Origin of the sequence: Nostoc parmelioides FACHB-3921 (genome assembly GCF_014696625.1) — a bacterium.
Taxonomy (GTDB): Bacteria; Cyanobacteriota; Cyanobacteriia; order Cyanobacteriales; family Nostocaceae; genus Trichormus; species Trichormus parmelioides.
Genome location: NZ_JACJQL010000016.1, coordinates 62,841 through 86,379 on the forward strand (window position 1 = coordinate 62,841; position 23,539 = coordinate 86,379).

Here is a 23,539-nt window from a genome sequence, read left to right on the forward strand (position 1 = left end):
GACTCAAGACTCTCTATGTTAGCAGGCAAAATTTTACAGGGTGGAAAATACACCCTCATCCAAGAAGTAGGACGTGGTGGCTTTGGCATTACGTTTAAAGCTACTCATCATTACTTAGGACATGAGGTAGTGATGAAAACCATCAACGAACGGCTACGCCAACACCCTGATTTTGCAAAGTTTGAGCGTCAGTTCCAAGATGAAGCCAGAAGACTCGCCACTTGTATCCATCCTAATATTGTCAGGGTAAGTGATTTTTTTGTTGAGGATGGATTACCTTACATGGTAATGGAGTATATCCCTGGAGAAACCTTAGGAGATGCTTTTGTTTTACCGGCCATACCTTTACCAGAAGAAACTGCAATTCATTACATCCGCCAAATTGGGGCAGCATTGCAGGTAGTACACAACAATGGTTTGCTGCACCGGGATGTTAAACCAGATAATATCATCCTCCGTCAAGGTACACAGGAAGTAGTCTTGATTGATTTTGGCATTGCCCGCGAATTTAATAGCGGTGTGCGTCAAACTCACACAGGACTAGTATCTGAGGGGTACGCCCCCATCGAACAATATTTAACTCAAGCACCGCGCACACCCGCGACTGATGTTTATGGTTTAGCGGCAACTTTGTATGCACTGTTAACAGGACAAGTTCCCTTACCAGCATTATTGCGCGATCGCGAACAAATGCCAGCCCCCCGCGAACTACAACCCCACCTGAGTGCAGCCGTAAATCAAGCCGTTATGCGTGGTATGGCTGTAGAATCTCGCTTCCGTCCCCCAAGCGTTACCGAATGGCTACAACTACTACCAGGTAGCGGCATCAATTCGCCAATTCACGCATTACCTACTCACGCAGTGCCAACCATCGATTTGTCTGTGCATCTGCAAGAAAAGTTTTCTGGTGCTAAAACATCCGGTAGTCTTAAAAAACCATCGCCCCTGAAAAATATCGCCTTAATAGCTCAAAAGTCTGGCACTTCTCAAGTCTTCCTGGGTGTCATCATAGCTGTGGTTGCTGCCGCCGCAGGATTTAGTGCCACCAGCCTGTTTTCCCGCTCTTGGACACAGCCATCGGCAAAACCACTGTTTGAAGACCGCCCAATGGTACCAGTAGGCGGAAAACCTCAAGTTGATTCTAGTCAAGAGCGAGATAATACTAGACAAAACTCGCAAAATTATTCCGCCAGTGAAACTACCCCTGTATCCACCTCTAGAAGACGCAGGCGTAATCTAACTAACCAACCAAGCGAATCTTCCAATCCCAACAGCAATTCTCCAGAACAATCACCGCAACCAAATACAGGAGAATTACAGCCCCGCAATTATGAACAACCTGGGCTGTCACCTAACACATCCTCTACGCCATCCCTCGTAGAAAAATTGCGAGAAATCCGTTCATCTCGCACAGCCAAGCCAGCCAACACTACAGATACCAGTCCACCATCCTCAACTCAAAATTCCACCACACCAGTTGAGCCGCCGTCAAATTCTATAGTTGTGCCAGTACAACCCACAGAGCCAAAAAATTCAGATTCTTCTGTGGTAGTCCCTACAGTGGAAGTAAAGCAAAATTCCTCTACTGAGAGTCAAATTCCAGCACCGTCACAGAAAAACGAAAAATTTCCAGAGAATACACAAATTAATAATTAAGCATTGGTAGTTGGTAATGGGTAATAATAACTGCTCAACTACCAATTACCAATTACCTATTAACCATTTTTCTTATCGATTTTTCAATACTTTCAAGATTTAAAAATAAAAATTACTGAGTATTTTTTATATACAAAACTACTAATTGTACAGCTTAAAATTTGTTGCATATACATTGCCATGAAGTATAAATTACATTATTGTATAAATTAATAATTTAGCTTCTTACTGTTAGTTTAGTTCAGGGAAAGTATGGAGTCAGGGAAGATACATTGAAAAAGTCCCTAATAGCCTAATTGCTGCCTTTCTATAGACTGTGCAGTATAGAAACTAACTTAGTAAATGATGAACCGTTTTCTATGAAGCCTTCTGTTTAGTTGAATTTACACAAGACTATAAGGGCTTGCTGGCATGAGACTATCTGAGCTAGATCCACTCATACCGCTTATTCATTTAAAAGAAGAACTTCTCAAGTTACCAAAGGGCTACTCATTTTATGAAGAAGAGGTGGTAGATTTTCTCTCTCGCAGAAGATGGCCTGAGAGCGATCGCCGCATTGACCGCACAACTTTCTGGCGTTGGAGGAACGATAACGGAATTGAACACCAAAAAGTATTCACTCGATCAGATGTTCTCAAACTCTGTCAAATTTGTGACCATTATCGAGTCGATGGTACCCGCACAGAATATTTGGAAATCATGAAAAAGAAAAAAGAGCTAGCACTAAGCAAATAAAACGTGAACTGTTGACTGTTAACTGTTGACAGTCAACAGCCCTCATGATGGATTGTGCAATTTATAGCTTTTGACGGTTGACAGTTGACCGTTGACTGACTTGAAAACCTTGTGTTGTGGGGATTTCATCTTAGGTTGATGTCTTAATTTATCTGGCTACGACTATAAAAGCACAATAGCTGACCAATGCAAAACCACTCCCGACATCAGCCCTAGTTGTGTTAAGTTTTGCAGCTGCGGCGATCATCAATAACTTAATAGCTATAGAGTGATTAAAGCTTAATAATTGCTTATATTCGGAATTTCAGCATGGCTCGTCACTCAGATAATTGTATTCAAGAAGCGACAAATATCAAATTTGATGCTAATTTGCTCAGGAAATACGATCAGCCTTTACCTCGCTACACCAGTTACCCGCCAGCAACAGAGTTAAGAGAGAATTTTGAGGAAAGGCACTTTACAGAGGCGATCGCCATCGGTAATGATAAAAAAACACCACTTTCTCTGTATTGCCATATCCCCTTTTGTGAAAGCGCCTGTTACTTCTGTGGCTGTAATACCGTCATCACACAGAAAAAATCAATAGTAGAACCTTACCTAAATTACCTCAATCACAATATCCAGGAGGTAGCCAATTTAACGAATAATCAACGCACTGTTCAGCAATTACATTGGGGTGGTGGTACTCCTAACTATTTATCTCTTTCTCAGGTGGACAGCCTTTGGCAAACTCTCAATGATTGTTTCCGGTTTGATGAGAATGCAGAAATTTCCATTGAAGTGAATCCGCGTTTTTTAACTAGAGAATATTTATTTTTCCTCAGAGATTTGGGTTTTAATCGGATTAGTTTTGGCATTCAAGACTTTAATTTCCAGGTACAAAAAGCGGTTAACCGGATTCAACCAGAGGAAATGTTGTTTCAGGTTATGGATTGGATACGAGATGCTGGATTTGCCAGCGTAAATGTTGATTTGATCTATGGTTTACCCTATCAAACCCTAGAAACATTTAAAAGTACTGTTGACAAAACTATTAAATTAAATCCCGATCGCATAGCTGTTTTTAACTTTGCTTACGTACCTTGGTTAAAACCTGTTCAGCGTCTGATTCCGCAAGCTGCATTGCCTTCGTCACCAGAAAAGCTGGATATTTTGCAGATGACCATAGAAGAATTAACCAGTAATGGTTACGTATTCATTGGGATGGATCATTTTGCTAAACCCAACGACGAATTAGCGATCGCCCAACAAAACGGTAAACTACATCGCAACTTTCAAGGATACACCACCAAACCAGAATCGGATTTACTGGGGTTTGGCATGAGTTCAATTAGTATGCTACATGATGTGTATGTACAGAACCATAAAAGGTTAAAAAATTATTATCAGGGCATTGATAGTCAGACGTTACCCATTGAAAAGGGAATCAAACTTAATCAAGATGACATCATTCGCCGCACCATCATTATGGAATTGATGTGTCAATTTCAAATTTCACCAGAAAATATCCAAGAAAAATATAATTTGAGCTTTGACAGTGATTTTTCCGAGTACTTTCTTCCAGAAAAATTGCCACTCCAATTATTAGCAGCTGACGGCTTGATTAAACTTTTACCTCATCATATAGAAGTTACACCTGCCGGCAGATTGCTCATCCGCAATATTGCTGCTGTATTCGATGTCTATTTACAAAAGCGTTCAACTAGCGGTTTTTCCAAAGCTATTTGAAGTTTTCCCAATCTTACCTAATGCCTATCCTCCATGAGTACGTAAGTCATACTTACAACTGATGCCAAGATGACCAAAAACTGGTCAAATAGAGGTATAGTTACCCACACCGGAGTAATGACAGACCGCGTATTAATTCTTGGAGGACGGGGGCGGATTGGTAGCAGTGTTGCTCAAGATATAGCCACCCATACCCAAGCCCAAATTACAATCACCGGACGTTCCCCAGCATCAGAGAAGGACATTACCTTAGCGTCGGGGGGAAGGATGCAGTTGTTGGTGCTGGACTTGGCAGAAGTTGACAAATTGCGGCAGGCGATCGCCCAATCAAATTTAGTTATTCACTGTGCCGGGCCATTTCACTACCGAGATGCCAATGTGTTGAAAATATGTATTGAACAAGGGGTTAACTATTTAGATGTTAGTGACCACCGTTCTTTTACTAGCAAGGCTCTCAAGTATCACGAGGAAGCCGTTGCTGCGGGTGTAACAGCAGTTGTGAATACTGGCATTTTTCCGGGAATTTCTAACAGCATGGTGCGTCATGATGTTGAACAATTTGATGAAGCAGAGAAGATACATTTAAGTTATCTGGTAGCTGGTTCCGGTGGTGCTGGCATTACAGTCATGCGGACTACCTTTTTAGGATTGCAGCACCCTTTTGAAGCTTGGCTAGATGGAAGATGGCAGATAGTTCAACCCTATAGTGAAAGAGAAGTAGTTAAATTTCCCTCTCCCTACAATAACAGTGGAGTGTATTGGTTTGATATGCCAGAAACCTTTACATTACCCGAAGCTTTCCCTAGTGTCAAAACAGTTATTACTAAGTTTGGCTCAGTTCCCGATTTTTATAATCATTTAACTTGGATTACTGCTCACATTTTCCCCAAATGGTTGATGCAGCGCCGTACCATGATTGAATTCTTATCTCACGTCAGCCATTTTATGACAGATGTCACTAATAATTTTAGTGGTATCGGTGTGGCAGTCCGTTCAGAAGTGACGGGGATAAAAAATGGTAAGCAAGCTGTTTATTGCTCAACTTTAGTACACGAAAATACAGCCGTTGCTTCTGGCCATGGTGCAGGTAGTATAGCACAATTTTTACTAGCAGGTAAGCTGAAAAAACCAGGAGTTTGGCCTGTGGAAGAAGCACTATCAACAGATTTATTTCTAGAAGCTATGGCAAGCCGAGGCATGAATATTAACCATAATTGGTTATGAATCAATTCAAAATTCCAAATTTAAAATAGATGGCTAGTAGAGTGGACAATGCCCAGCATTACACTAGGCATCATCAACCCTACACTTGAGCAACGTATACCAACAGAAATTTACCTAGATTCTATAGTTTTTCTCACCGATGAGAGTACATTCTACATAAGCAAGAAAAGTTATGAGACGTGTTTACATTATTTAATTTTTTCTATGTTACATATCAGCACTAATAGGGATTAATAGGAAGGTGAGAAATGCAGTTATTTTCACTGGAATCCCTATGCAGTATCCACTAGAACTTACATTCAAGTTTTGGGCATTAGCGCCGCAAATATCCGTCGTAGACGCTCAAGGCAATTTAGTTTTCTACGTCAAACAGAAACTGTTCAAACTCAAAGAAGCCATCACCATCTTTGCAGATGTGGAGCGTACCCGTCCTCTATACTACATCAAAGCCGATCGCATCATTGATTTTTCTGCGCGCTATGACTTCAGCGATAGTAACGGTGCGAGTATTGGTGCAGTCAAGCGACGCGGTTTAAAATCCTTATGGCGTGCGCGTTACGATATATTTGATGGCGATACAACTACCTTAAATATTCAAGAAAAAAATCCTTGGGTGAAAATCGCCGATGCTTTATTTGCGGAAATCCCCATTGTCGGTATATTCACTGGCTATGTATTTAACCCTATTTATTTAGTCAGCCGAACTGATGGTACAGTTGTGATGCGTTTAGAGAAAATCCCTGCCTTTCTCTCTAGAAAATTTACCATCAAACAGGTTGATCAAATTAGCGATCGCGAAGAGCAACAAGTTCTACTAAGCTTAATGATGATGCTTTTATTAGAACGCAATCGTGGTTAGTGGCAGAAGTTGGGAGAGGAACCAGAAGTTACTTATTTTACTAACCTCTCTAACCTCTCTAACCTCTCACCTCTAACCAATAACTACCACTAACCGATAAGTCTTTGCCAACTCATCGGCCCAATAATTCCATCGGCAAGCAAACCATTTTGTCTTTGGAATCTTTTAATTGCTGCTTCTGTTTGCGCGCCATAAATACCATCAACCTCAACTCCTACTCGGAATTGTAAGTATCTCACAACCGGGCCACCAGCGTGGTTCTGTCTGATAATTCTTTTAGCTAAAATCAGATTGATAGCATTCCATGTTGCTTCATTGACAATTCCAGTTTTCTCCAGTCCCACAATACCTTGAAATCTTTCTACCGCAAACTTTGTCTCTGCATTAAGTTGGCTATTTTCCACGAGAGGTCTATTACTTCTATCAGTAATTTTGAGACGATTTAATGCTTTCTGTAGTCTCAAAATACTGGTATCTATATTTTGTTCTTCATCTGGAACAGAAGCCACAGGAGTACTGGGTAATTTTCCTGTTAATCCCTTGACAATTGCATTAGCAGTTGCTTCTGAATCAAATAAATTCATGTCTTTTTGGGCATCGATAAAGCAACACTCTACCAATATTGCTGGCATATTTGTATTTCGCAGAACAAATAAGTGAGAACCACTTTTAATCCCACGATTAAAATATCCTAACTTGATAATTTCATCTAATACTGGTTTAGCAATTCTTCTACCATTATCACTTGTGGCAAATACTTCAGTACCGTTGGCTTGTCCATTAAAAGCATTAAAATGGATAGAAACAAAAACCTCTACTTTGTTGGCATTAGCTCTATTACATCTTTGAGAGAGAGAATCTTTAACGGAAGTAGCTCTATCTGGTCTACAGGATATTACCTCATGTCCTAAAGCTCTCAACTTAGATATGACTCGGTTGCCTACATCTAGAGTCAGATTATCTTCAAACCTAATCCCTCTAGCTCCAGTGTCTGGTGGGCAATTGTGGCCAATATCAATTCCATATCTCATATATACATCCTCAAATGATTTCCTCAATACTTCAAAACTATTACCATTTTTGGTTTTAAGTTAATTGGACAGTTATTACAGCGCACTCAGCAGAATACTGTCTGTACAAATCGTCGATTAATCAAGTTTGTATTGTAACAAAAAAACATTACACATTGTTGCTCAATGATAGTTTAAAATATAAGAAAATAGTGCTAATTAGTATTCGTCTATTTTAAAAAAAATACATATGTTCTGCAAATAGAATATATCCTATCAGCAGGTAAATATGTAGGACTATGATTTGATTTGTGAAAAAAAATCGTACATCTGGAGGGACATAAAATCAAAGGCAGTGTTTCGTATAAACCACTCAAACATCTCCTTGAAATGAGAAGATTTTGGAACTAAAGCGCAAAAACGTGTGGTGGGTTTTTGCCTGTAACCAGATATCTTCTCCTAACGAAGATGCTACGCGAACGATTAGGATTTTTTTGTGAACAATTTGGAGCAAAACGGATGCAGTGAATTTTCCATTGTGCTTCAAATCAACCCTGGTTTACCTCAGATAAAAAGCTTTGGACAATCTGTGACCGATGGTAATAAGCTCCATCCCCAAAAATAAGTAATTGTTGGTTAGGGTATTGGGCTAATAAATAACGTAGATAATCAATTGTATTGTTTTAATTACCTGCATCATAGGCTTGAAGAAGTAATTCACCCTGACACATCTAAAATTGTTTGGATTTCCTCATACTTATAGCCTTGATAAACCAGCTTTACAGCCAATGCTTTTTTGACCTCACGCGCATCTGGCCAAGCATATATAAATTCTTGTAGTTCTGCAATCTTAGCTTGTAGATGCTGGTTTATCATTGTTCGCTGTTAGACAAAACTTATCCTCCGTATTATCTCTTAGTCTTTTTCAGAAATCAAATATGATTCCTATATATGTATTTACTTATCTTCACATAGTTTTTTTTAAGTCGCTCTACTTACTTTTTAGCAGAATATCTGCGGACAGCCATAGTTGTGATTCATCAGTTACTATCTATTTCTACATAAAATTTGTGTACGATGACCTACGATCGCCTATAGATCATCGCCACCTTGAGAACGCTAAACCTCATCCACAAAATTAGGTCTAGCTTGTTGCGTTGTGTGTAACTTGGTTTCTAAAGCTGACCAATTTTCCTGCTCAACTAGAGCGATTAACTCATCAAGACGACGGCGATATTGGTGCAATGACCCCAGCAATGCTTGGCGATTGTATTGCGCCATCATCACCCCTAACTCTGGATTCCCACCACCAACGCGGCTAGTATCTCGAAAACCTGAACTAGCAAGGTTTTGGGCTAATTGTAAAACTTCGGGGTCAGTTTCGCTGATGCAGGCGGCAATTAAGGAGGAACTGACCATGACAGGTAAATGGGAAATCCAACTGACGGCGCGGTCATGTTGCTCTGGCTGACAGTAATAAATTTTAGCCCCTAACGATCGCACAATTTCCTCTACAAGTGCAATCGCTCCTTTGGGTGTTGTCGGCTCTGGTGTTAACACATAAGGTCTATTAACAAATAAATTTCTTTGGGCAGATTCTATCCCACTATCGGTTGTCCCAGCCATTGGATGACCACCGACAAAGTTTTCCCACAGAGGGGAAATCGCTTCAACTATCGGTGCTTTCACTGACCCAACATCAGTCACCACAGTCGCCTGGGGTAGATGATTAATCAATTGCTCCACTTGGGGAACAATAAGACCGATAGGTGTACAAATAAATACAACATCTGCGGCTGTTAATAAGCTTATGTCAACGGAGGCTTGGTCAACACTACCTAAGGAAACTGCTGTTTCACAAGTAGATTGCTTGCGGCTCACACCTAAAACATGATGACCTTGCGATCGCAAATCATAACCCAATGAACCACCAATCAAGCCTAAACCTAAAATTCCAATTTGCATTTTTATCATTAGTCAATGGTCGTTTTTAATTACGAATTAGATAAATCATGAGGTATTAGATGAATGTAGAGGAATTGTTGGCACAATATGCGACTGGAGTCATCAATTTTAGTGGTGTTGACCTCTCGGAAGCTAATTTGAGTGGTGTCAAACTCTGTGGTGTGAATTTTAGCCAAGCAAATTTGAGTATAGCTAACCTGAGTGGGTCAAATTTGAGCGAAGCTGACTTCAGCCATGCCAAACTGAACGTAGCTAGACTGAGTGGTGCCAACCTCACTGATGCTATTTTCAATCATTCCAGCCTCAATGTTGCTAATTTAATTCGTTCTGACCTCAGTCGCGCTCAATTGCGTGGGGCTTCTTTGGTACGTGCTGAGTTAATTCGTACTGAACTCAGTCGGGTTGATTTATCAGAAGCAAACCTCAACAGTGCTGATTTGCGAGAAGCCACACTGCGCCACGCCAATCTTCGCCACGCCAATTTGAACGGAGCCAGCTTGAAAGGTGCATCCTTGGTAGGAGCGAACTTGGAAATGGCTAACCTTAATGGAGCTGACTTAAGTCGTTGTGATTTAACAAGCGCCAACCTGCGAGATGCTGAACTAAAACAGGTAAACTTCCGCCATGCTAACCTTAGTGGTGCAGATTTGAGCGGGGCGAACCTCCGTTGGGCTGATTTGAGTGGTGTAAACCTGAGTTGGGCTGATTTAAGTAATGCAAAATTGAGCGGCGCTAATTTAGTCGGCGCAGACTTGAGCAATGCCAATTTAACAAATGCTAGTTTAGTCCATGCCAATCTAATTCAAGCAAAATTAATTAGAGCAGAATGGGTGGGTGCTGATTTAACCAGCGCCATTTTGACTGGTGCAAAACTGTACTCTACTTCCAGATTTGGCTTAAAAACAGAGGGTTTGATTTGTCAATGGATTGACTTAAGTCCTACAGGCGATCGCTCTATTATCCAACGCTTTGACTCTGAAGATCCAAGAGAATTTTTCAACGAAACCCCCCCAACCATTCAAATTGTCATCGATGCAGCCTTAGAAGCAGAAGCGAACTTTGCCTTAGCTGGCGCTTACTACCACATCGCCCAAGAATACTCCATCCTCAAACAACCACCCAGCACCGAAATCAGCCGTCGTCGGACTGTGTTTACATTTCGGGTAGATAATGACGCGGACTTATTACCCACAGCCTGTATGGCTATTTTACCTTTTAAAGATGCTGTTAATACCCAAAAAAATATTTATGCCCTGTTAGCGATGATGGAACAGGAAAATGTATCTTCCTTGGGAATAAAAACACCCCATCGGGTGAAGGAATTAACGAGTGCGATCGCCGAAGCTATAAGTCAGGCACAGACCATGAAAAAAACCAAAAAAAACCTGCATCTAGCCGCGAAAATCAAATTTTTCCAAGCCCCAACCCAAACCATATTAACTAATTCCAGCGCGCAAACTTTAATTGTTCATGACAGCCCCAACTTTGGTAAGCGATTTATCAACTCCTCAGATACAGACATGACTTTTTCATCCGATGTATCCGGTGACTCTCTCCCACATAACCTACCTGGGTTAAACACACTTACAGATTTTGTTAACAGTTTTCACTATGTGAATGAATAATGAGAGAGATGAGGGAGCAGAAAGATTCAAGAAGGCAGAAATTCTTAATTTTGGATTGATCAGTCCCGATTAAACAAACTTTTGGAGGTTGACAAACTGGTATGTTTAACAAAATGATGGGTCGGACTCGTTATGTAGTATTTCGGTTATTTTTACATTTAAGCGGGTCTGACATAGCGCCCATATTGGGAGAATTAAATCGCATTGCTAGAGATGCAATCAATGCTGAAGGGGAATTAGAAGTTCTAGGGGAAGGATTGGTAGAACTATCAGAGACTCTACTGCGCTACGATGAATATTGGCTCTCTGCCGCCAATGAAGGTGATGTATTTTGGAGTGAAGGCGAAGCTGGAGATTATGTCAACGAATTATTTAGCGATTCTGCTGCCAGATACGGTGCTGATTTAGAGTTAGATACTGATGACTTTGATCGCCCCCTTTCCTTACCTGCGACACGCAACATCGTAATTATGACTACAGTCGCCTATGAAGGGGAAGTACCGGAGTTAGAAACTGATTTAGCTAATATTCAAGCGTTGCAAGAAGCCTTAAAAGCCTTGATTAATCTGCACTACAAACACAAGCTCAGAGCCATCCAAGTGCATTTCTCACCAGCACGGTTAGGGGATGAACTAAGTAATGATCAGCTATTGCAATATTACCCAGAGTTGATACCTTTATAACCAGGACTTACCCATGAGAATTGAAAATCAAGGGTTCAGGGGTATAGGGGTATATGGGTATAGGGGAATTGCTTGAAACCCTTACACCCCTATACCCTTACACCCTTACACCCGGTTTCAACAGATAACTTGTGTGGTTGTCCGTACCTACAACCCATCAAAGAACTTGTTAAGCTCGAAAATAAGATGACAATGCCATGATCATGACAATACTACGTAAAGTTACAGTGATTTTTTTAGCAGTCAGCTTGTGCTTGACAACCGTCGCCTGTGGAGGAGGAGAACAAACCAACTCTACAAATCGGAATTTTAACCAAACTTCTGCTACAACTAAACTCAATGACGGTCAGTATCAAGTACAACAAGCTACTTATGATGATGCGACTGGGGAATACACCTTATTTTTACTCAACAGTACACCCCCAACCTTTGCCACCGAAAAGTTGCAAATGGCGCGGCTGACCGACGATGAAATCAAAGAAGGTAAGAAAAGTTATCTAAAGGTTGACAATGGACAGCCAGTTTTATATTTGACAGAAGATTTTAAAATTGAGTACGTTCATAACGTTACCGAGAATAAAACCAATCCCCAAACCGGACAGCAAGAAACAGTTGTAGTTCGCCGAGAAAATGGCTTTTGGGCCCCCTTTGCCGGTTCTGTCGCTGGTAGTATAGCAGGTCAGGCGATCGGTAATGCTTTGTTTAGACCCCAGTACTACGTTCCCCCCGTCTATCAACCAGGTGGAGTAATTAGCGGCTTTGGTGGATATGGTAATAGTTACGACCAAGCAGTATCCAGCTACCGCAGCCGTTACAATGCGCCACCCGCAGCCGTCAGAAATCGGACGGCTTTCCGTACCACCGGCACCATTAGAAGGTCTCCTAGTTCCACTGTCCGCACAGCACCACGCACCACCACAAACCGTCCTTCTGGTTCCGGTTTTGGTGGTAGTAACCTAAGACCTTCTGGCAATTCCAGCACCACCAGACGCAGCCCTAGCGGTAGCAGTTTTGGTAGCGGACGTTCTCCTGCCCGCCGTTCAACGGGTTTCGGTTCCAGACGGCGCTAGAATATTGGGTGACTGGGACTGTAGAAAACACCTGAGTAAGCTATTTTGCTTTGAAGCAGCATAATCCATCATCAGGTTTGTTGACTGTTGACCGTTAACAGTCAACAGTCAACAGCCCTTATTAGTAGTTATACAATTTGGGCGCGTATTAGCTAAAACAGTATCACCCATCACCCTTTGGAATTGTAATGATAAACTCAGTCCCCTTTCCTGGTGCAGAGATACACTGTAACTGTCCTTGGTGGTTTGTCACCACAATTTGGTAACTGATTGATAGTCCCATGCCAGTGCCTTTACCTATGGGCTTAGTGGTGAAGAAAGGGTCAAATAGCCGACTAAGAACTTTCTCTGCCATTCCCATTCCATTATCAGCAATACGAATAATTACCTGGTTGTCGGTGGTAAGTTCAGTCCGAATCAGAATTCGGGGATTGTTAGTTGTTTGATTATTCACTACTGACAAATGACTACTGGCAACAGACTCTTCCAAAGCATCAATTGCATTAGTCAGTAAATTCATAAATACTTGATTGAGTTGTCCGGCGTGACATACGATATTCGGTAGGTTGCCGTACTCTTTAACTACTTGAATCTCACTACAGCCTGATTTAGCTTTTAGACGATTTTGCAATAATAGCAATGTATTATCGATACCTTCATGAATATCTACTGCTTTCATGCCATCTTCGTCTAGGCGAGAGAAGTTACGCAAAGATAGGACTATCTGTCGAATACGTTCTGCTCCCATGTGCATTGAATTAAGAACCTTGGGTAAATCTTGAGAAATAAATTCTAAATCCATCCCGTATATATGGTCTGCAATGTCTGGTAATACTGAATCGTAGTGATTTTGATAGAGTTTTACCAAGTAAAGCAAATCCTCTATGTATTCACGGGTATGAGTGATATTACCGTAGATAAAATTCACCGGATTATTAATCTCATGGGCCACACCCGCGACTAATTGTCCTAAACTAGACATTTTCTCTGTTTGAATTAATTGCGCCTGGGTTTGCTGGAGTTCCCATAGCGCTGCTTCTAACTTTTGGGCTTTTTCTTGGGCTGTTTGGGCAATTTCTCGGTATTTAGCTTCAGATTTTCTCAGTTCTTCTTCGGTCTGCTTACGCTTAATACCGATAGCAATTTCATGGGATGTAATTCTCAAAGCCTCAAAGGTCGATTCGCTGAGTATTTGGCGAGAAAACATGGCGATGACCCCTAATATCTCTCCTTCCACAATCAAGGGATAGCCAGCAAAGGCAATCATTCCCTCTTGCTTTGCCCACTCTTTATTCCCTACACGGGGGTCGGTTTGTACAGAGTTGGTGAGGTGGGGTTTGGCTTCTTCGGCGATTAACCCAATTTTGAATTTACCGACTGGTACAAATCTGTGGGGGCCATCAATGTGGGTATACATCCCCGAACTAACTTGCAGTTCTAGGACGTTATTTTGCTTATTCAGTGTCCAGATGCGGGCAAAGGCTGCATTGAGATGTGTCACCATAGTCTCAGCACAGCCACGCATTAACTGTTGTAATGTATGATTTTGAGAAAAAACATTATCAATTGCTGTCCGAAAGTTAGCTAATAAGATTCTTTCTGCTAGCGCCGCTTCTGTAAGTTTGCGGTCGGTTATATCGTTAGTAATGCCAACAAAATACACAACATTACCATTTTCATCTTTAAAGACAGATGCACTAATTTCCTGCCATCGCCAGCTACCATCTTTGGCTTTTATCCGGTATTCTAGCGGCTGGTGCTTGTTGCTAGATTTGGCAATTGTGGATAAATAATCAGTAAATAGTCGCACATCATCATTGTGGACAAAAGAAGCGAAAGATTTACCTTCCAGTTCTATTACTTCATACCCTAAGATTTCTGTGACATTAGGTGAAGTGTAGCAAACATGACCATCACTCGTGAATACAATAATAACTTTATGAAAATTTTCTATAACTTGATATAAATTGTTTTCGGTTTCTAAATTAACTTTGAAGTTGAAGTATTTTTTTCCAGATTCTCCAATTTGCAGAGGCGCTTGTGTCTGATGAACGGGTAGTTTGGTAACTTGATTATTTGATTGTCTCACTTCCTATAAATCCCACTTATCTATGAGAGTCATGCCACAAATCAGGCGATTTATTCAACCTGGTTTAGATAATTCTAAAAAGAATTTCACAGAAAAGCCGTAAAGATATAAAGAGTATTTTTATAGTTAATTGATGGTGAAAATACCGAGGTTTTGTAAATTAATATTGCTGCGCTTTTCCATATCACGTATGTCAATCAAGAATTATTTAAATTGAATATTCAAAAATTCATCTTGGTTTTATAAATCCCTACCGCCAATTGTGAATTTATAAAAAAAGTTATTTGGTCAACAAACTAAGTTACCAAAAGGTACTAAAAATTACTTATATCTCTTTTTTCCAAAAATTAAACTCTACATAGCCTTCCAGATCTTCATGTGAGTAAATGACACCTTGGTTCAAGCACGCCAAAGCCACTAATCAACAAGATGGCAAATAGGAAAGTGAAAAGATTTTTTTTGTGTTATAAAACTCACAGAAATTTATCTTAGCGGAAAGCTGCTCTATGGAGCCAGAAAAACTGGGACGTTTTAAAGAGTACGGCGAACTTATTCTTCAAAAATTAGATTTTGTTCCTCAATCTCCCTCCCAACAAGAAGATTGGGTTCCTGCTAGTCTAGATGATTGTCTTTTACGTCTACGGGAAGCTGCCCAAAAAACTGTAGAACTGGCTACATCGCCTGTGAAAATTGGGGTGATGGGAGAATTTAGTAGTGGTAAAACTCTTTTGTTGGGTAGCCTCATCGGCTATGCAGACGCTTTACCCATCAGCGAAAATCCTACTACAGGAAACGTCACAGCGATTCACCTTATTCCTCATCCGGGCTTTACTACTACCCAGGTTGGTAATTTCACAGTCGAGTATCTGACACGGGAAGGGGTAAATGAGTGTTTGCGCTTCATGTTAGGAGAAGCTAACCGCCGGACAATAGCCGCCGGACTTCCAGCAATGCAACCAGCAAAACTCAGTTCTGGGAAGGAAATTCTCGGTTGGTGTGAAGCTAGTTGGAAGAGTAGTAATAATTTAGAGTTGCGTTATATTTTGCGGGAGTTGGTGCTGTTTATCCGCGCCTATAGTTCCTATGGGGAAGCTTTGTGCGGTGGACGTTACGAAATTGACCCGGATTCCGCCCGTGAAGGTTTGCAGTTGGCGGAACAGCCTTTGGCTATCCAAACTCTTGGCTTTGAAGATTTACCACCAGCCCATATTCGTTTACCGAGTCCACCGCAAAAGTTAGCCACTAAGTTATTACAAAATAGTTTCCCCTTAATTCGCCGTGTGGATATTGATGTAAAAATCTCTAGGGAAATTTGGGATATTACAGATGTTTCCGAATTTACTCTTTTGGATTTTCCCGGTTTGGGGGCGGCTAACTCTGGTGCTAGGGATACATTTTTATCATTACGGGAATTGGCAGAAGTTCAGACAATTTTGGTATTGCTCAATGGTAAATCGCCGGGGAGCGATCGCGCCAATAAGATTTTCACTATGATGCAGCAGCAGCGCCCAGGACAAGACCTGAAGGATTTGATTTTGGTGGGTGTGGGGCGATTTGACCAGTTACCGTTGGAAAGTGAAGGAGGGGAAAGACTACTCGACCAATTAATTGATGAGAGTCGAACGCCGAATTTAACAGCAGATAAGGTTTTACAGCAACTGCGGGTTTTACAAACGACTATCGACGGGGCGAGTGCATTCACCACCAACAAAGACCGCATCGCTTTACTTTCGCCACTGTTGGGACTGGCGGAACTAGCCAAGCGTTCCAGCACTATTAAAGCGGGTTCGCCAGAGTTTTTGGCTAACTTGGACTATCCCAATTACTTGGAGAGGTCGAAACAGTTGCAGCAAAAGTGGGGATATTTGAGCGATCGCCTGATAGAATCAGATCCACGCAGCCATTTAAGTCGTAAGTTAGGTTACTTTGCTCAAGACGGGGGTATCGCCAAGCTACGGGAATTGATGCAAAATCACGTTGCGACTCACGGACTTAAGCAACTGTATGAAGATACTAGCCGCGCTGCCGACAATTTACGGCAACAACAGGATAATCTCAAAGGTATCATCGCCGAAATTCATGAGCAGGGTATACCTACAGGGGATAGTCAGGCTTTAATTGATTTGCGGACTGCGTTAGAAAATTTAGATAAAACCTATCGCAACTTTCAAAAAGATTTGGGTAAGGAACCACTCAAAGACCGCCGGGGAACTGTGGTCAGTGATGTGGTGAAAGATGAACTGACCTTTAGAGTTTTGAGTTGGAATCATTGGACTTTGTTATTTAACAAAGCGAATAATGGCACAATCACCATTACAGAATCAAAGGGTGCAGCAGGTAAGTTATTTGACAGGGGAAATAGAACCAATACCAGTATCCCTACCAAGAGTGATGATTTTTATCCAGCTTTTGAAAAGACTGTCAAAGAAGTAGAAGAATTTGCGCGCGATCGCATCCGCCAGGCAGTGGTAGACTTACTAAGTAAATTATCTCAACAAATCGCCCCAGAACGGGAGCGTTTGCAAGCACTCCTCAACCCAGAAATAGAACAAGAGATTGAAAGTAAATTTGGCGGGGAAGAAGCTGATTTATTTTACCAATTGTTGTTAGGTAGTGACCCGACCCAATGGCAAGCAGCAATTATATCGGAAATTAATCATCAAGAAAAATTCCTCACTCCAGAAATTATGTTTCCTCTGGCGCGTCAGGATGAAAAACACGATATTGGTCAAATTTTTGATTGGTCGCCGGAAAAAGCACAAACTCTATCTAAGTCTAGCAATCATCAAATGTTTGTGTTACGACTCCGCGATGAAATTACTGCTAGCGCCAGCTTACATTTGGTGCAATATGTTAGTGAAGTGAATCAAAGAGTCAATGCCGAATTAGATGGAATTTTAGATCAAATTATTCCTACCTTGCAAAACATCTCCAAAAAAGATGGCTTGCTGAGGTTTATTGCTGCTGGTGATACTCAATCTTCTGGTGCAGTTCCAGCTTGGTTACAAAATCTCTCGGAAATTGCCGATTTAGCAGTCAAATATCAGTAATTAGTAATTAGTAGCCACCACTAATTACGACTGCATAGGAAACCGAAAAAATGCCTGTAAAAATTCAGCTTGCACCACGCTTTCAGATGCGGGTTAATGAAAAAAAATATCTGGAACTTCCCCCGATTCAATTAATTGGTACTGGGAACAATGTCCCTCATATTTCCCGCATAACCTGCACTGTAAAGGGCGCATCAAGTGAATTGGCATTAAAAATAGAAAAAGCCTATAGACAATTTGATTCTGCTACACCAAAAATTTCCCAAATTGGGCAATTAGAGCAGTATCCTTGTAAATTAGAGCAAACTTTAACACAAGCTATCAACTGTAATTTACAAGTAATTGTTGAATATTTCGATTCTGATTTATCAGGAAATCCCCTGCTATCGGCACGCAAAAAAATAGCAGCTTATTGTCATCTGTGGTCACTACCTATGAAACCAACAACACAACCAGATAATACCCAAGAAATCCGTACTAATCATGAGCAACAACCCGATATTAAACAACGTAAAAGATTCCCCGGTTGGTTTGCTTTAGATTTCGGTACATCTAATTCTACAGTGACACTTTTTGACCCCATTGAAGTGCCAATTGCCGAAGTTTTACCGAGAGAACAGGAATTAAGATTACGCGATCGCCTATCTCAATGGTTGAGTTCTCCGGCTGCTATTGCTTTACCAGAAGCAAGCGCCAGTGAATGGGATAAATTTATCCTTGATATTAGTAAAAATTTAGAAGTTGCCCCTAGTCAATTAAGTGAAGTTTTTCAAACAGATAATAGAGACAGATTGTTAGAAGCAATTCGGCAAATAGAATTATGTTTAGGAAATAGCGATAGATTTCGTCATGCCGTCAGCAGAAAATTATATAATATCTACCATGAAGTTTTTCGCGTACCTACCTTAGAATCGCAAAATCTCATTCCCGTAGTTTTAGATATCGACCGTCGAGATACAGAAATTCCCAGCGAGTTAGAAATCTCCAGTTTGACAGATTTAAACATTCGTATGGGTAGGGAAGCAAGGGACAATCGCAAAAAGGCGATCGCTCAAGGAACCAGCAGTTCTCTAAAGGAAATTATCAGCAGATTTCACCATTCACCAAAGCGTTATTTTGGACAAAAACGTGATTTCTCAATCATTTTAGATGGTGCAGAAGAAACAATTAATGTTAACCAACTTGTACAAGCTGCTTGGTCACATTTAATTGATTTAACCGAAGATTATCGCCAACGTGCTAGACGCAGATTTTCTGACGGGGAATTTTTAACCGCAGTTGTCACCTACCCCACAGTTGCACCGCCAGTAGTGCGGAAAGAAGTCAAAGAATTAGTTGAACAATTAGGGATAGATGACGTACAAACTGCCTATGATGAAGCGGTATCTGTAGCCATCTTCTTTTTATGGCGTGAGTTTGGTGGTAATCTCAACATTGGCATTGAGTCTTTTAAAACCCGTTGCCGTCAAGAAAAAAATAAATGGTCGCAAAATGTTCTCGTCTTAGATATTGGTGGTGGAACCACAGACTTAGCTTTAATTGAACTCACCCTAGAAGATAAAACCCCATTCTTTAGTAGTAATGAAGATAGAGGCTTAGGCGGACGTTACTATAAACTTACGCCCAAACTGTTGGGTTCCTCTGGACATTTACAACTAGGTGGCGAGTTAATTACCTTGCGAGTGTATCGGTTGTTAAAAGTGGCGATCGCTGATACTTTACTCACAGCAATTAGCGTTGGTAAAATCGAAAGCGACAAACTAGAAGATTTAATTAGCTCGGAATTAAACGAACGCTTTTTAGAGAAAGGCAAATTCAAAAGCGGCAGTCTATTGAAATGTTTAGATAAAGAAAATCCTGAAGGTGACGCAGCCTATAAAGATGCTTTAGATACAGCCGAGAAAGTCATCCCCACCCGTTGGCAACAAGCACCCCAACGCCTGCAAGCCTTTTATACCTTATGGGATCATGCAGAAGCAGCCAAGCTCAAATTAGGGCAAAAAACACCCGATGATGTTTCTAACCTCACCTTTACCCTCTCTGAACAACAAATAGCCGAACTGCTAACCCAAAGCGCCATCAAATTCCAAGTCAAAGAATTAGACACTCTCCATGTCACCTTAGACAACCAACAATTTGAACGCGCCGCCGCCTCAGCCATTAAAGAGGCAATAGGGATAGCTAAAGGCTTAATGGAAAGCCGTTTACGTTCCGAAGATAACAATATAGACCCCTGGAACACCCATAAAGTTGATTGGTTAATTCTCTCCGGTAAAACTTGCAACCTCGACCTAGTACAGCGCCATATTTACCAAGAATTTAGCAACTCTCCCCATTTCGTCTGGAATCCCGAACGCATCACTTTTGTCTTGGAATATACCAAACTAGCCACCTCCGCCGGTGCTTGCTACGCCGAGAAACTGCGGAGGCTAAGATTTGACCCCGAAGAATCCAAAGGACTGCTACGTAAAGGCGCTAACCAATTAGAAATAGATGTCAAAAATCTTTTTTATTACCTCCCTTGCAACTTCAAACGCAAAACCCAAAGCAACGACCTATTAACAGTCTTCAAAGCTGGACAGGAACTATACCAACTCACGCCAGGGGAAAACGTCGCTAAAGTCCGCACCGAATGGCAAGGGATACAGTTAACCAACATCATTTACCGCCAAGACTACGAAGACGGAGACTTACGCCTGTGGGGTAGCTTCGACGGCAAAAATCTCATGGAAAAATTGACAATGGAGGAAGGGGAATTTCTCCGAAAAATCAAAGTCCAGTTTGAAATTGACCAGACTTTACAATTTAACGTCCTCTTGTGTCAAGGAAATCCCCATTACCTAATTGATGTTCCCGGTATTGATGTCAATTCGGCAATATCAGCCGTATCCAACACATCCACCTTATTTACCGAAGGTAACTTGAAGTGGAACATCGCCGTTGAACGTCTAGAAAAAGATTTAAATGATGGTGATATTGCCGTCAATGTAATTGAATCAGCCACGGTAGATCAACCAGATGCTTATCATTTAGTCTTTGAAGTGGACAGAAATAACCACAAATCCCTGCAAACCTTCCATTATCTCCACGATGGTTCACCCCAACCAGGCGCAGGCTTAATTAGTAACCCCCTTCCCCCCTTCCCCCAAACGGGACAACACACCTTTTATATTTACCAAACCGACACCGCAACCAACACCAAAAAATGGATACGTATAGGCGCACTCCGCAAACCAGATGTCAACGCAGACTATCCTTGCCAATACCGCGTTACCCTCGACAACCGAGGAATTTTACGCATCCACGCCGGTGATGTACCTTACTGGACATCCACAAGCGCAGAATGTCTCCAACAGGAAGGCTGTGTTTACTGTGCTGAACTGGATTTGCAACCTAATGAGGTGGATAAGGAACGTGACCCTTTTTGTGGAATACATTAAACGCAAAGGGGCGCGGAGGTACGCGGAGAGTTATACAAAATCTCTCTCTGTCTCTCTGCGCCACCCTTCGGGAACGCTTTCAGCGAAATGCGTCCACCGAAGTTTGCTCAACGGGGGGAACCCCCCTCCGGGTTCACCAGTCCCCTACGGCGGGAAACCCTCCTACAGGGCTGGATTCACCGCACCGCAACTTCTCTCTGCGTGAGATAAAAAAAGGAAATACTAATGCAGCACTTATATCAACTACTAACAACAAAAAACTCAGAATTAGCCCGATTATTGCGGTTTAGCCTGTATGGAATAGAAGCTTCCCTGAAAAAAGCTCAAGCCGAATTTCCCCAAGACCCAGGCGCAAAGGTATGTGATGAAGTGCTGCAAGAACTGCGCCATCTTCTACAGCCAGAACAACAGACCGTAGCTATCAGCCAAAAATCAGATGAGTTTAAGCTAAATTCTCTACGACAGGCTTTTGATTCTGACTCAGAACTCGGTTTATATCTGGGAGATTCTTTGTTACAGAGTCATACAGATGCCGATTTATGGAACGAAATTCACCGCAAATTATTACGAGTTCCCGAAGATTTAGCACAAATTTGGCGACAACGAGCTTTAGATTTGGCTCAAGAAATGGGCGCAGTAGCAAATAATGAATATGTCTACCACCTGCCTTTTATCCGCAATGAAATTATCTATCCCGGACTTAGTGGTAGCATCAATGCTCAAGGTTTATGTTTATCACAAAAAGCATTTTTTCACAACAATATTCTACAAAATGATGCTTCAGAGGAACTACATTTAGTAGCTAGTTTCCTACTTTTATGGAGTAAATTTATAGAAATAGAACCAGATTTACATCATGCCCTAAAAAGCGTTTTTAGTTTTGATGTTATTCCTTTAAATTCTCAGCCAGAGCAACAAAATCAATATATTGATACCTTTATAGACCGTTTCCAACGCACAAAAAAAGCCGAGGAAATAGCCGAACCCTTGTTAACTCTACGCACTTGGATTGACATGGATGAAGCAATTAATTCTTTAGTATTTGTACCACCATCTGAGCGTTATTCCTGGTGGGGGAAGCTACAACAAGAATCAAGACGCGCTCTGAAAAAAGTAGCCGATAGAGCTACTAATGCAGGTTATGACGTGCGAATTCGCCAGCTAACAGGAATTTATGCTGATATTTGTGCCTTTTCTAAAGATGATTTACAACTCGATTGTGGTGGTATTCCTGGGGAAGTTTTAACTTGTTTGCGAGTCTATGCACGAATTAATCAAGAGGAAATTCCTGGTCGTGTTATCTTTCGTTCGTCAAGGTAGAAAAGTACAAGACAACTTAATTAATACTCTCAATCGTTATAAGGTTGTGGGTTGAGAATTTCAATATCTCCAGGTGAGACTTGCCTCACTCCACCAGTTGGAGATAAATCTTCAGAATTAAGAATTTCCACAACTATTTGAGAACCTTGACTACCTAACTGATAACCACCAAAAGTTGCAAATTCACCTGTATTTTTGATTATTAAAATTAACTTGTAAACTTGCCTTGAAGGGTTAACAGCTTTGTACTCTCCACCTAACATCTGTTTCTCCTGATTCAAAAGATTTTTTAGTAATCTAGCAGCTTGTTCATTACCCTGTGGCAGGAATTTAGGTAACCAGTATAAAGCCTTAACTACTTGCTGAGGATGTTCTGATAGCTTGTGAGATAACATAGCTATGACACGCCGGAAGCCGATACGCGGGAGTAAATACTTTAGCCAAATTTCTATTTCACTCGCATTTGCTTTTTCTAATCCTCTTTCTAGCAGCATCTCAAAGTATTTTTTGTTTTTCAATAAAGCATTAGCCAACTTTAAAGCAATAACAGAATCTCGATCTAACAGGGCGTTTATTTCATCAAACTGAACTGATTCCTCCACATTCATCAGCCTTTGTTGTAAAGCCTTATGATCTGCAAAATCTTGATCAATTATCATGGTTGAAATTTATACTGATTAGGCTTTTAAATTGATCTGGCTCAAAAAGTTCTTCAGGTAAACCAGCTTTGCTCATCAACTCAGGAGTCGGTTGATAATGTCCAGATTCATTAGTCCACTTGCGAAGAATGCCCCTTTTGGCACGTCCTGAAAAGTAGAGCCGACCAGCATAGTCTACATCCCTTCCCATTGCTAAATCTAAATGTCCAATTACTCTACCTCCCAGCCTAGCACTAGCTCTACAAATAAAGACTTGTCCTTCTAGAGTGACAAAATTATACTCTCCCGATGCAGTGCGTTCTTCACTTTTGTATCTAACCTCTCGCCATTTTCCTTCCCGGAGAACAAGCTGTGATCTTTGGATGATTCTTGGTAAGTCCTCCGGAAACAAGTTAGAGAACTTCTTCAATCCTAAAGCTCCTCACA

Annotated in this window: 17 protein-coding genes and 1 pseudogene; 11 read left to right on the plus strand and 7 right to left on the minus strand. The window is 41.2% G+C overall.

Annotation, left to right across the window (positions count from 1 at the left end):
- Window positions 1-15 precede the first annotated feature (15 nt).
- The 5 genes from H6G14_RS13375 (at window position 16) to H6G14_RS13395 (ending at window position 6,202) form a co-directional block, all read left to right on the plus strand.
- Window positions 16-1,656, plus strand: a complete 1,641-nt coding sequence (locus H6G14_RS13375; RefSeq protein WP_190567873.1) for a serine/threonine-protein kinase — start codon at window positions 16-18, stop codon at window positions 1,654-1,656.
- A gap of 411 nt (window positions 1,657-2,067) precedes the next feature.
- The gene (locus H6G14_RS13380; protein ID WP_010995310.1) at window positions 2,068-2,391 is read left to right on the plus strand and encodes a hypothetical protein; all 324 of its coding nucleotides are present in this window, start codon (window positions 2,068-2,070) and stop codon (window positions 2,389-2,391) included.
- A 309-nt stretch (window positions 2,392-2,700) separates the two neighbouring features.
- Window positions 2,701-4,119, plus strand: a complete 1,419-nt coding sequence (gene hemN, locus H6G14_RS13385; RefSeq protein WP_190567874.1) for an oxygen-independent coproporphyrinogen III oxidase — start codon at window positions 2,701-2,703, stop codon at window positions 4,117-4,119.
- 117 nt (window positions 4,120-4,236) lie between these two features.
- Window positions 4,237-5,343, plus strand: a complete 1,107-nt coding sequence (locus H6G14_RS13390; RefSeq protein WP_190567875.1) for a saccharopine dehydrogenase family protein — start codon at window positions 4,237-4,239, stop codon at window positions 5,341-5,343.
- Window positions 5,344-5,617: 274 nt separating this feature from the next.
- Window positions 5,618-6,202 carry an LURP-one-related family protein gene (locus H6G14_RS13395; RefSeq protein ID WP_190567876.1) on the plus strand — a complete coding sequence of 195 codons (585 nt, stop codon included), beginning with the start codon at window positions 5,618-5,620 and terminating at the stop codon, window positions 6,200-6,202.
- An 89-nt stretch (window positions 6,203-6,291) separates the two neighbouring features.
- Here H6G14_RS13395 and H6G14_RS13400 read toward each other — a convergent pair whose 3' ends face one another.
- The 4 genes and pseudogenes from H6G14_RS13400 to H6G14_RS13410 all read right to left on the minus strand — a co-directional run bounded on the left by H6G14_RS13400 (window position 6,292) and on the right by H6G14_RS13410 (window position 9,177).
- Window positions 6,292-7,233: an N-acetylmuramoyl-L-alanine amidase gene (locus H6G14_RS13400; RefSeq protein ID WP_190567877.1), complete on the minus strand. Its 942-nt coding sequence runs from the start codon at window positions 7,231-7,233 to the stop codon at window positions 6,292-6,294.
- Window positions 7,234-7,509: 276 nt separating this feature from the next.
- A pseudogene (locus H6G14_RS33580) lies at window positions 7,510-7,934 on the minus strand (IS630 family transposase); the annotation flags it as partial.
- Window positions 7,930-8,088: a helix-turn-helix domain-containing protein gene (locus tag H6G14_RS13405; RefSeq protein ID WP_190567878.1), complete on the minus strand. Its 159-nt coding sequence runs from the start codon at window positions 8,086-8,088 to the stop codon at window positions 7,930-7,932. The pseudogene H6G14_RS33580 and the gene H6G14_RS13405, both read right to left, overlap by 5 nt.
- 243 nt (window positions 8,089-8,331) lie before the next feature.
- A complete protein-coding gene (locus H6G14_RS13410) occupies window positions 8,332-9,177 on the minus strand; it encodes a prephenate/arogenate dehydrogenase (RefSeq protein ID WP_190567879.1) in 846 nt (281 codons plus the stop codon).
- Window positions 9,178-9,236: 59 nt separating this feature from the next.
- On the opposite strand from H6G14_RS13410, the gene H6G14_RS13415 reads away from it, so the two are divergent.
- The 3 genes from H6G14_RS13415 to H6G14_RS13425 all read left to right on the plus strand — a co-directional run bounded on the left by H6G14_RS13415 (window position 9,237) and on the right by H6G14_RS13425 (window position 12,555).
- Window positions 9,237-10,802: a pentapeptide repeat-containing protein gene (locus tag H6G14_RS13415; RefSeq protein ID WP_190567880.1), complete on the plus strand. Its 1,566-nt coding sequence runs from the start codon at window positions 9,237-9,239 to the stop codon at window positions 10,800-10,802.
- 101 nt (window positions 10,803-10,903) lie between these two features.
- Complete coding sequence (locus H6G14_RS13420) at window positions 10,904-11,485, plus strand: DUF1517 domain-containing protein (protein WP_190567881.1); 582 nt, start codon at window positions 10,904-10,906, stop codon at window positions 11,483-11,485.
- Window positions 11,486-11,682: 197 nt separating this feature from the next.
- Window positions 11,683-12,555, plus strand: coding sequence for a hypothetical protein (locus H6G14_RS13425; protein WP_190567882.1), 873 nt, complete (start codon window positions 11,683-11,685; stop codon window positions 12,553-12,555).
- A 163-nt stretch (window positions 12,556-12,718) separates the two neighbouring features.
- Here H6G14_RS13425 and H6G14_RS13430 read toward each other — a convergent pair whose 3' ends face one another.
- A complete protein-coding gene (locus H6G14_RS13430; protein ID WP_190567883.1) occupies window positions 12,719-14,644 on the minus strand; it encodes an ATP-binding protein in 1,926 nt (641 codons plus the stop codon).
- A 506-nt stretch (window positions 14,645-15,150) separates the two neighbouring features.
- On the opposite strand from H6G14_RS13430, the gene H6G14_RS13435 reads away from it, so the two are divergent.
- From H6G14_RS13435 to H6G14_RS13445, 3 genes are all read left to right on the plus strand, one after another.
- A complete protein-coding gene (locus H6G14_RS13435; protein WP_190567884.1) occupies window positions 15,151-17,694 on the plus strand; it encodes a P-loop NTPase family protein in 2,544 nt (847 codons plus the stop codon).
- 50 nt (window positions 17,695-17,744) lie between these two features.
- On the plus strand, window positions 17,745-21,134 hold the full coding sequence (locus H6G14_RS13440) for an acetate and sugar kinases/Hsc70/actin family protein (RefSeq protein ID WP_190567885.1): 3,390 nt from the start codon (window positions 17,745-17,747) through the stop codon (window positions 21,132-21,134).
- A 225-nt stretch (window positions 21,135-21,359) separates the two neighbouring features.
- Window positions 21,360-22,454: a hypothetical protein gene (locus tag H6G14_RS13445; RefSeq protein ID WP_190567886.1), complete on the plus strand. Its 1,095-nt coding sequence runs from the start codon at window positions 21,360-21,362 to the stop codon at window positions 22,452-22,454.
- Between the two features lie 29 nt (window positions 22,455-22,483).
- Here the strand turns inward: H6G14_RS13445 and H6G14_RS13450 are convergent, their stop codons facing one another.
- Both H6G14_RS13450 and H6G14_RS13455 read right to left on the minus strand, forming a co-directional pair.
- A complete protein-coding gene (locus H6G14_RS13450; RefSeq protein WP_190567887.1) occupies window positions 22,484-23,113 on the minus strand; it encodes a hypothetical protein in 630 nt (209 codons plus the stop codon).
- Window positions 23,103-23,522 (minus strand): hypothetical protein, encoded by a 420-nt coding sequence (locus H6G14_RS13455; RefSeq protein ID WP_190567888.1) that lies wholly within the window; start codon window positions 23,520-23,522, stop codon window positions 23,103-23,105. The genes H6G14_RS13450 and H6G14_RS13455 overlap by 11 nt, the downstream gene beginning before the upstream one ends.
- Window positions 23,523-23,539 lie beyond the last annotated feature (17 nt).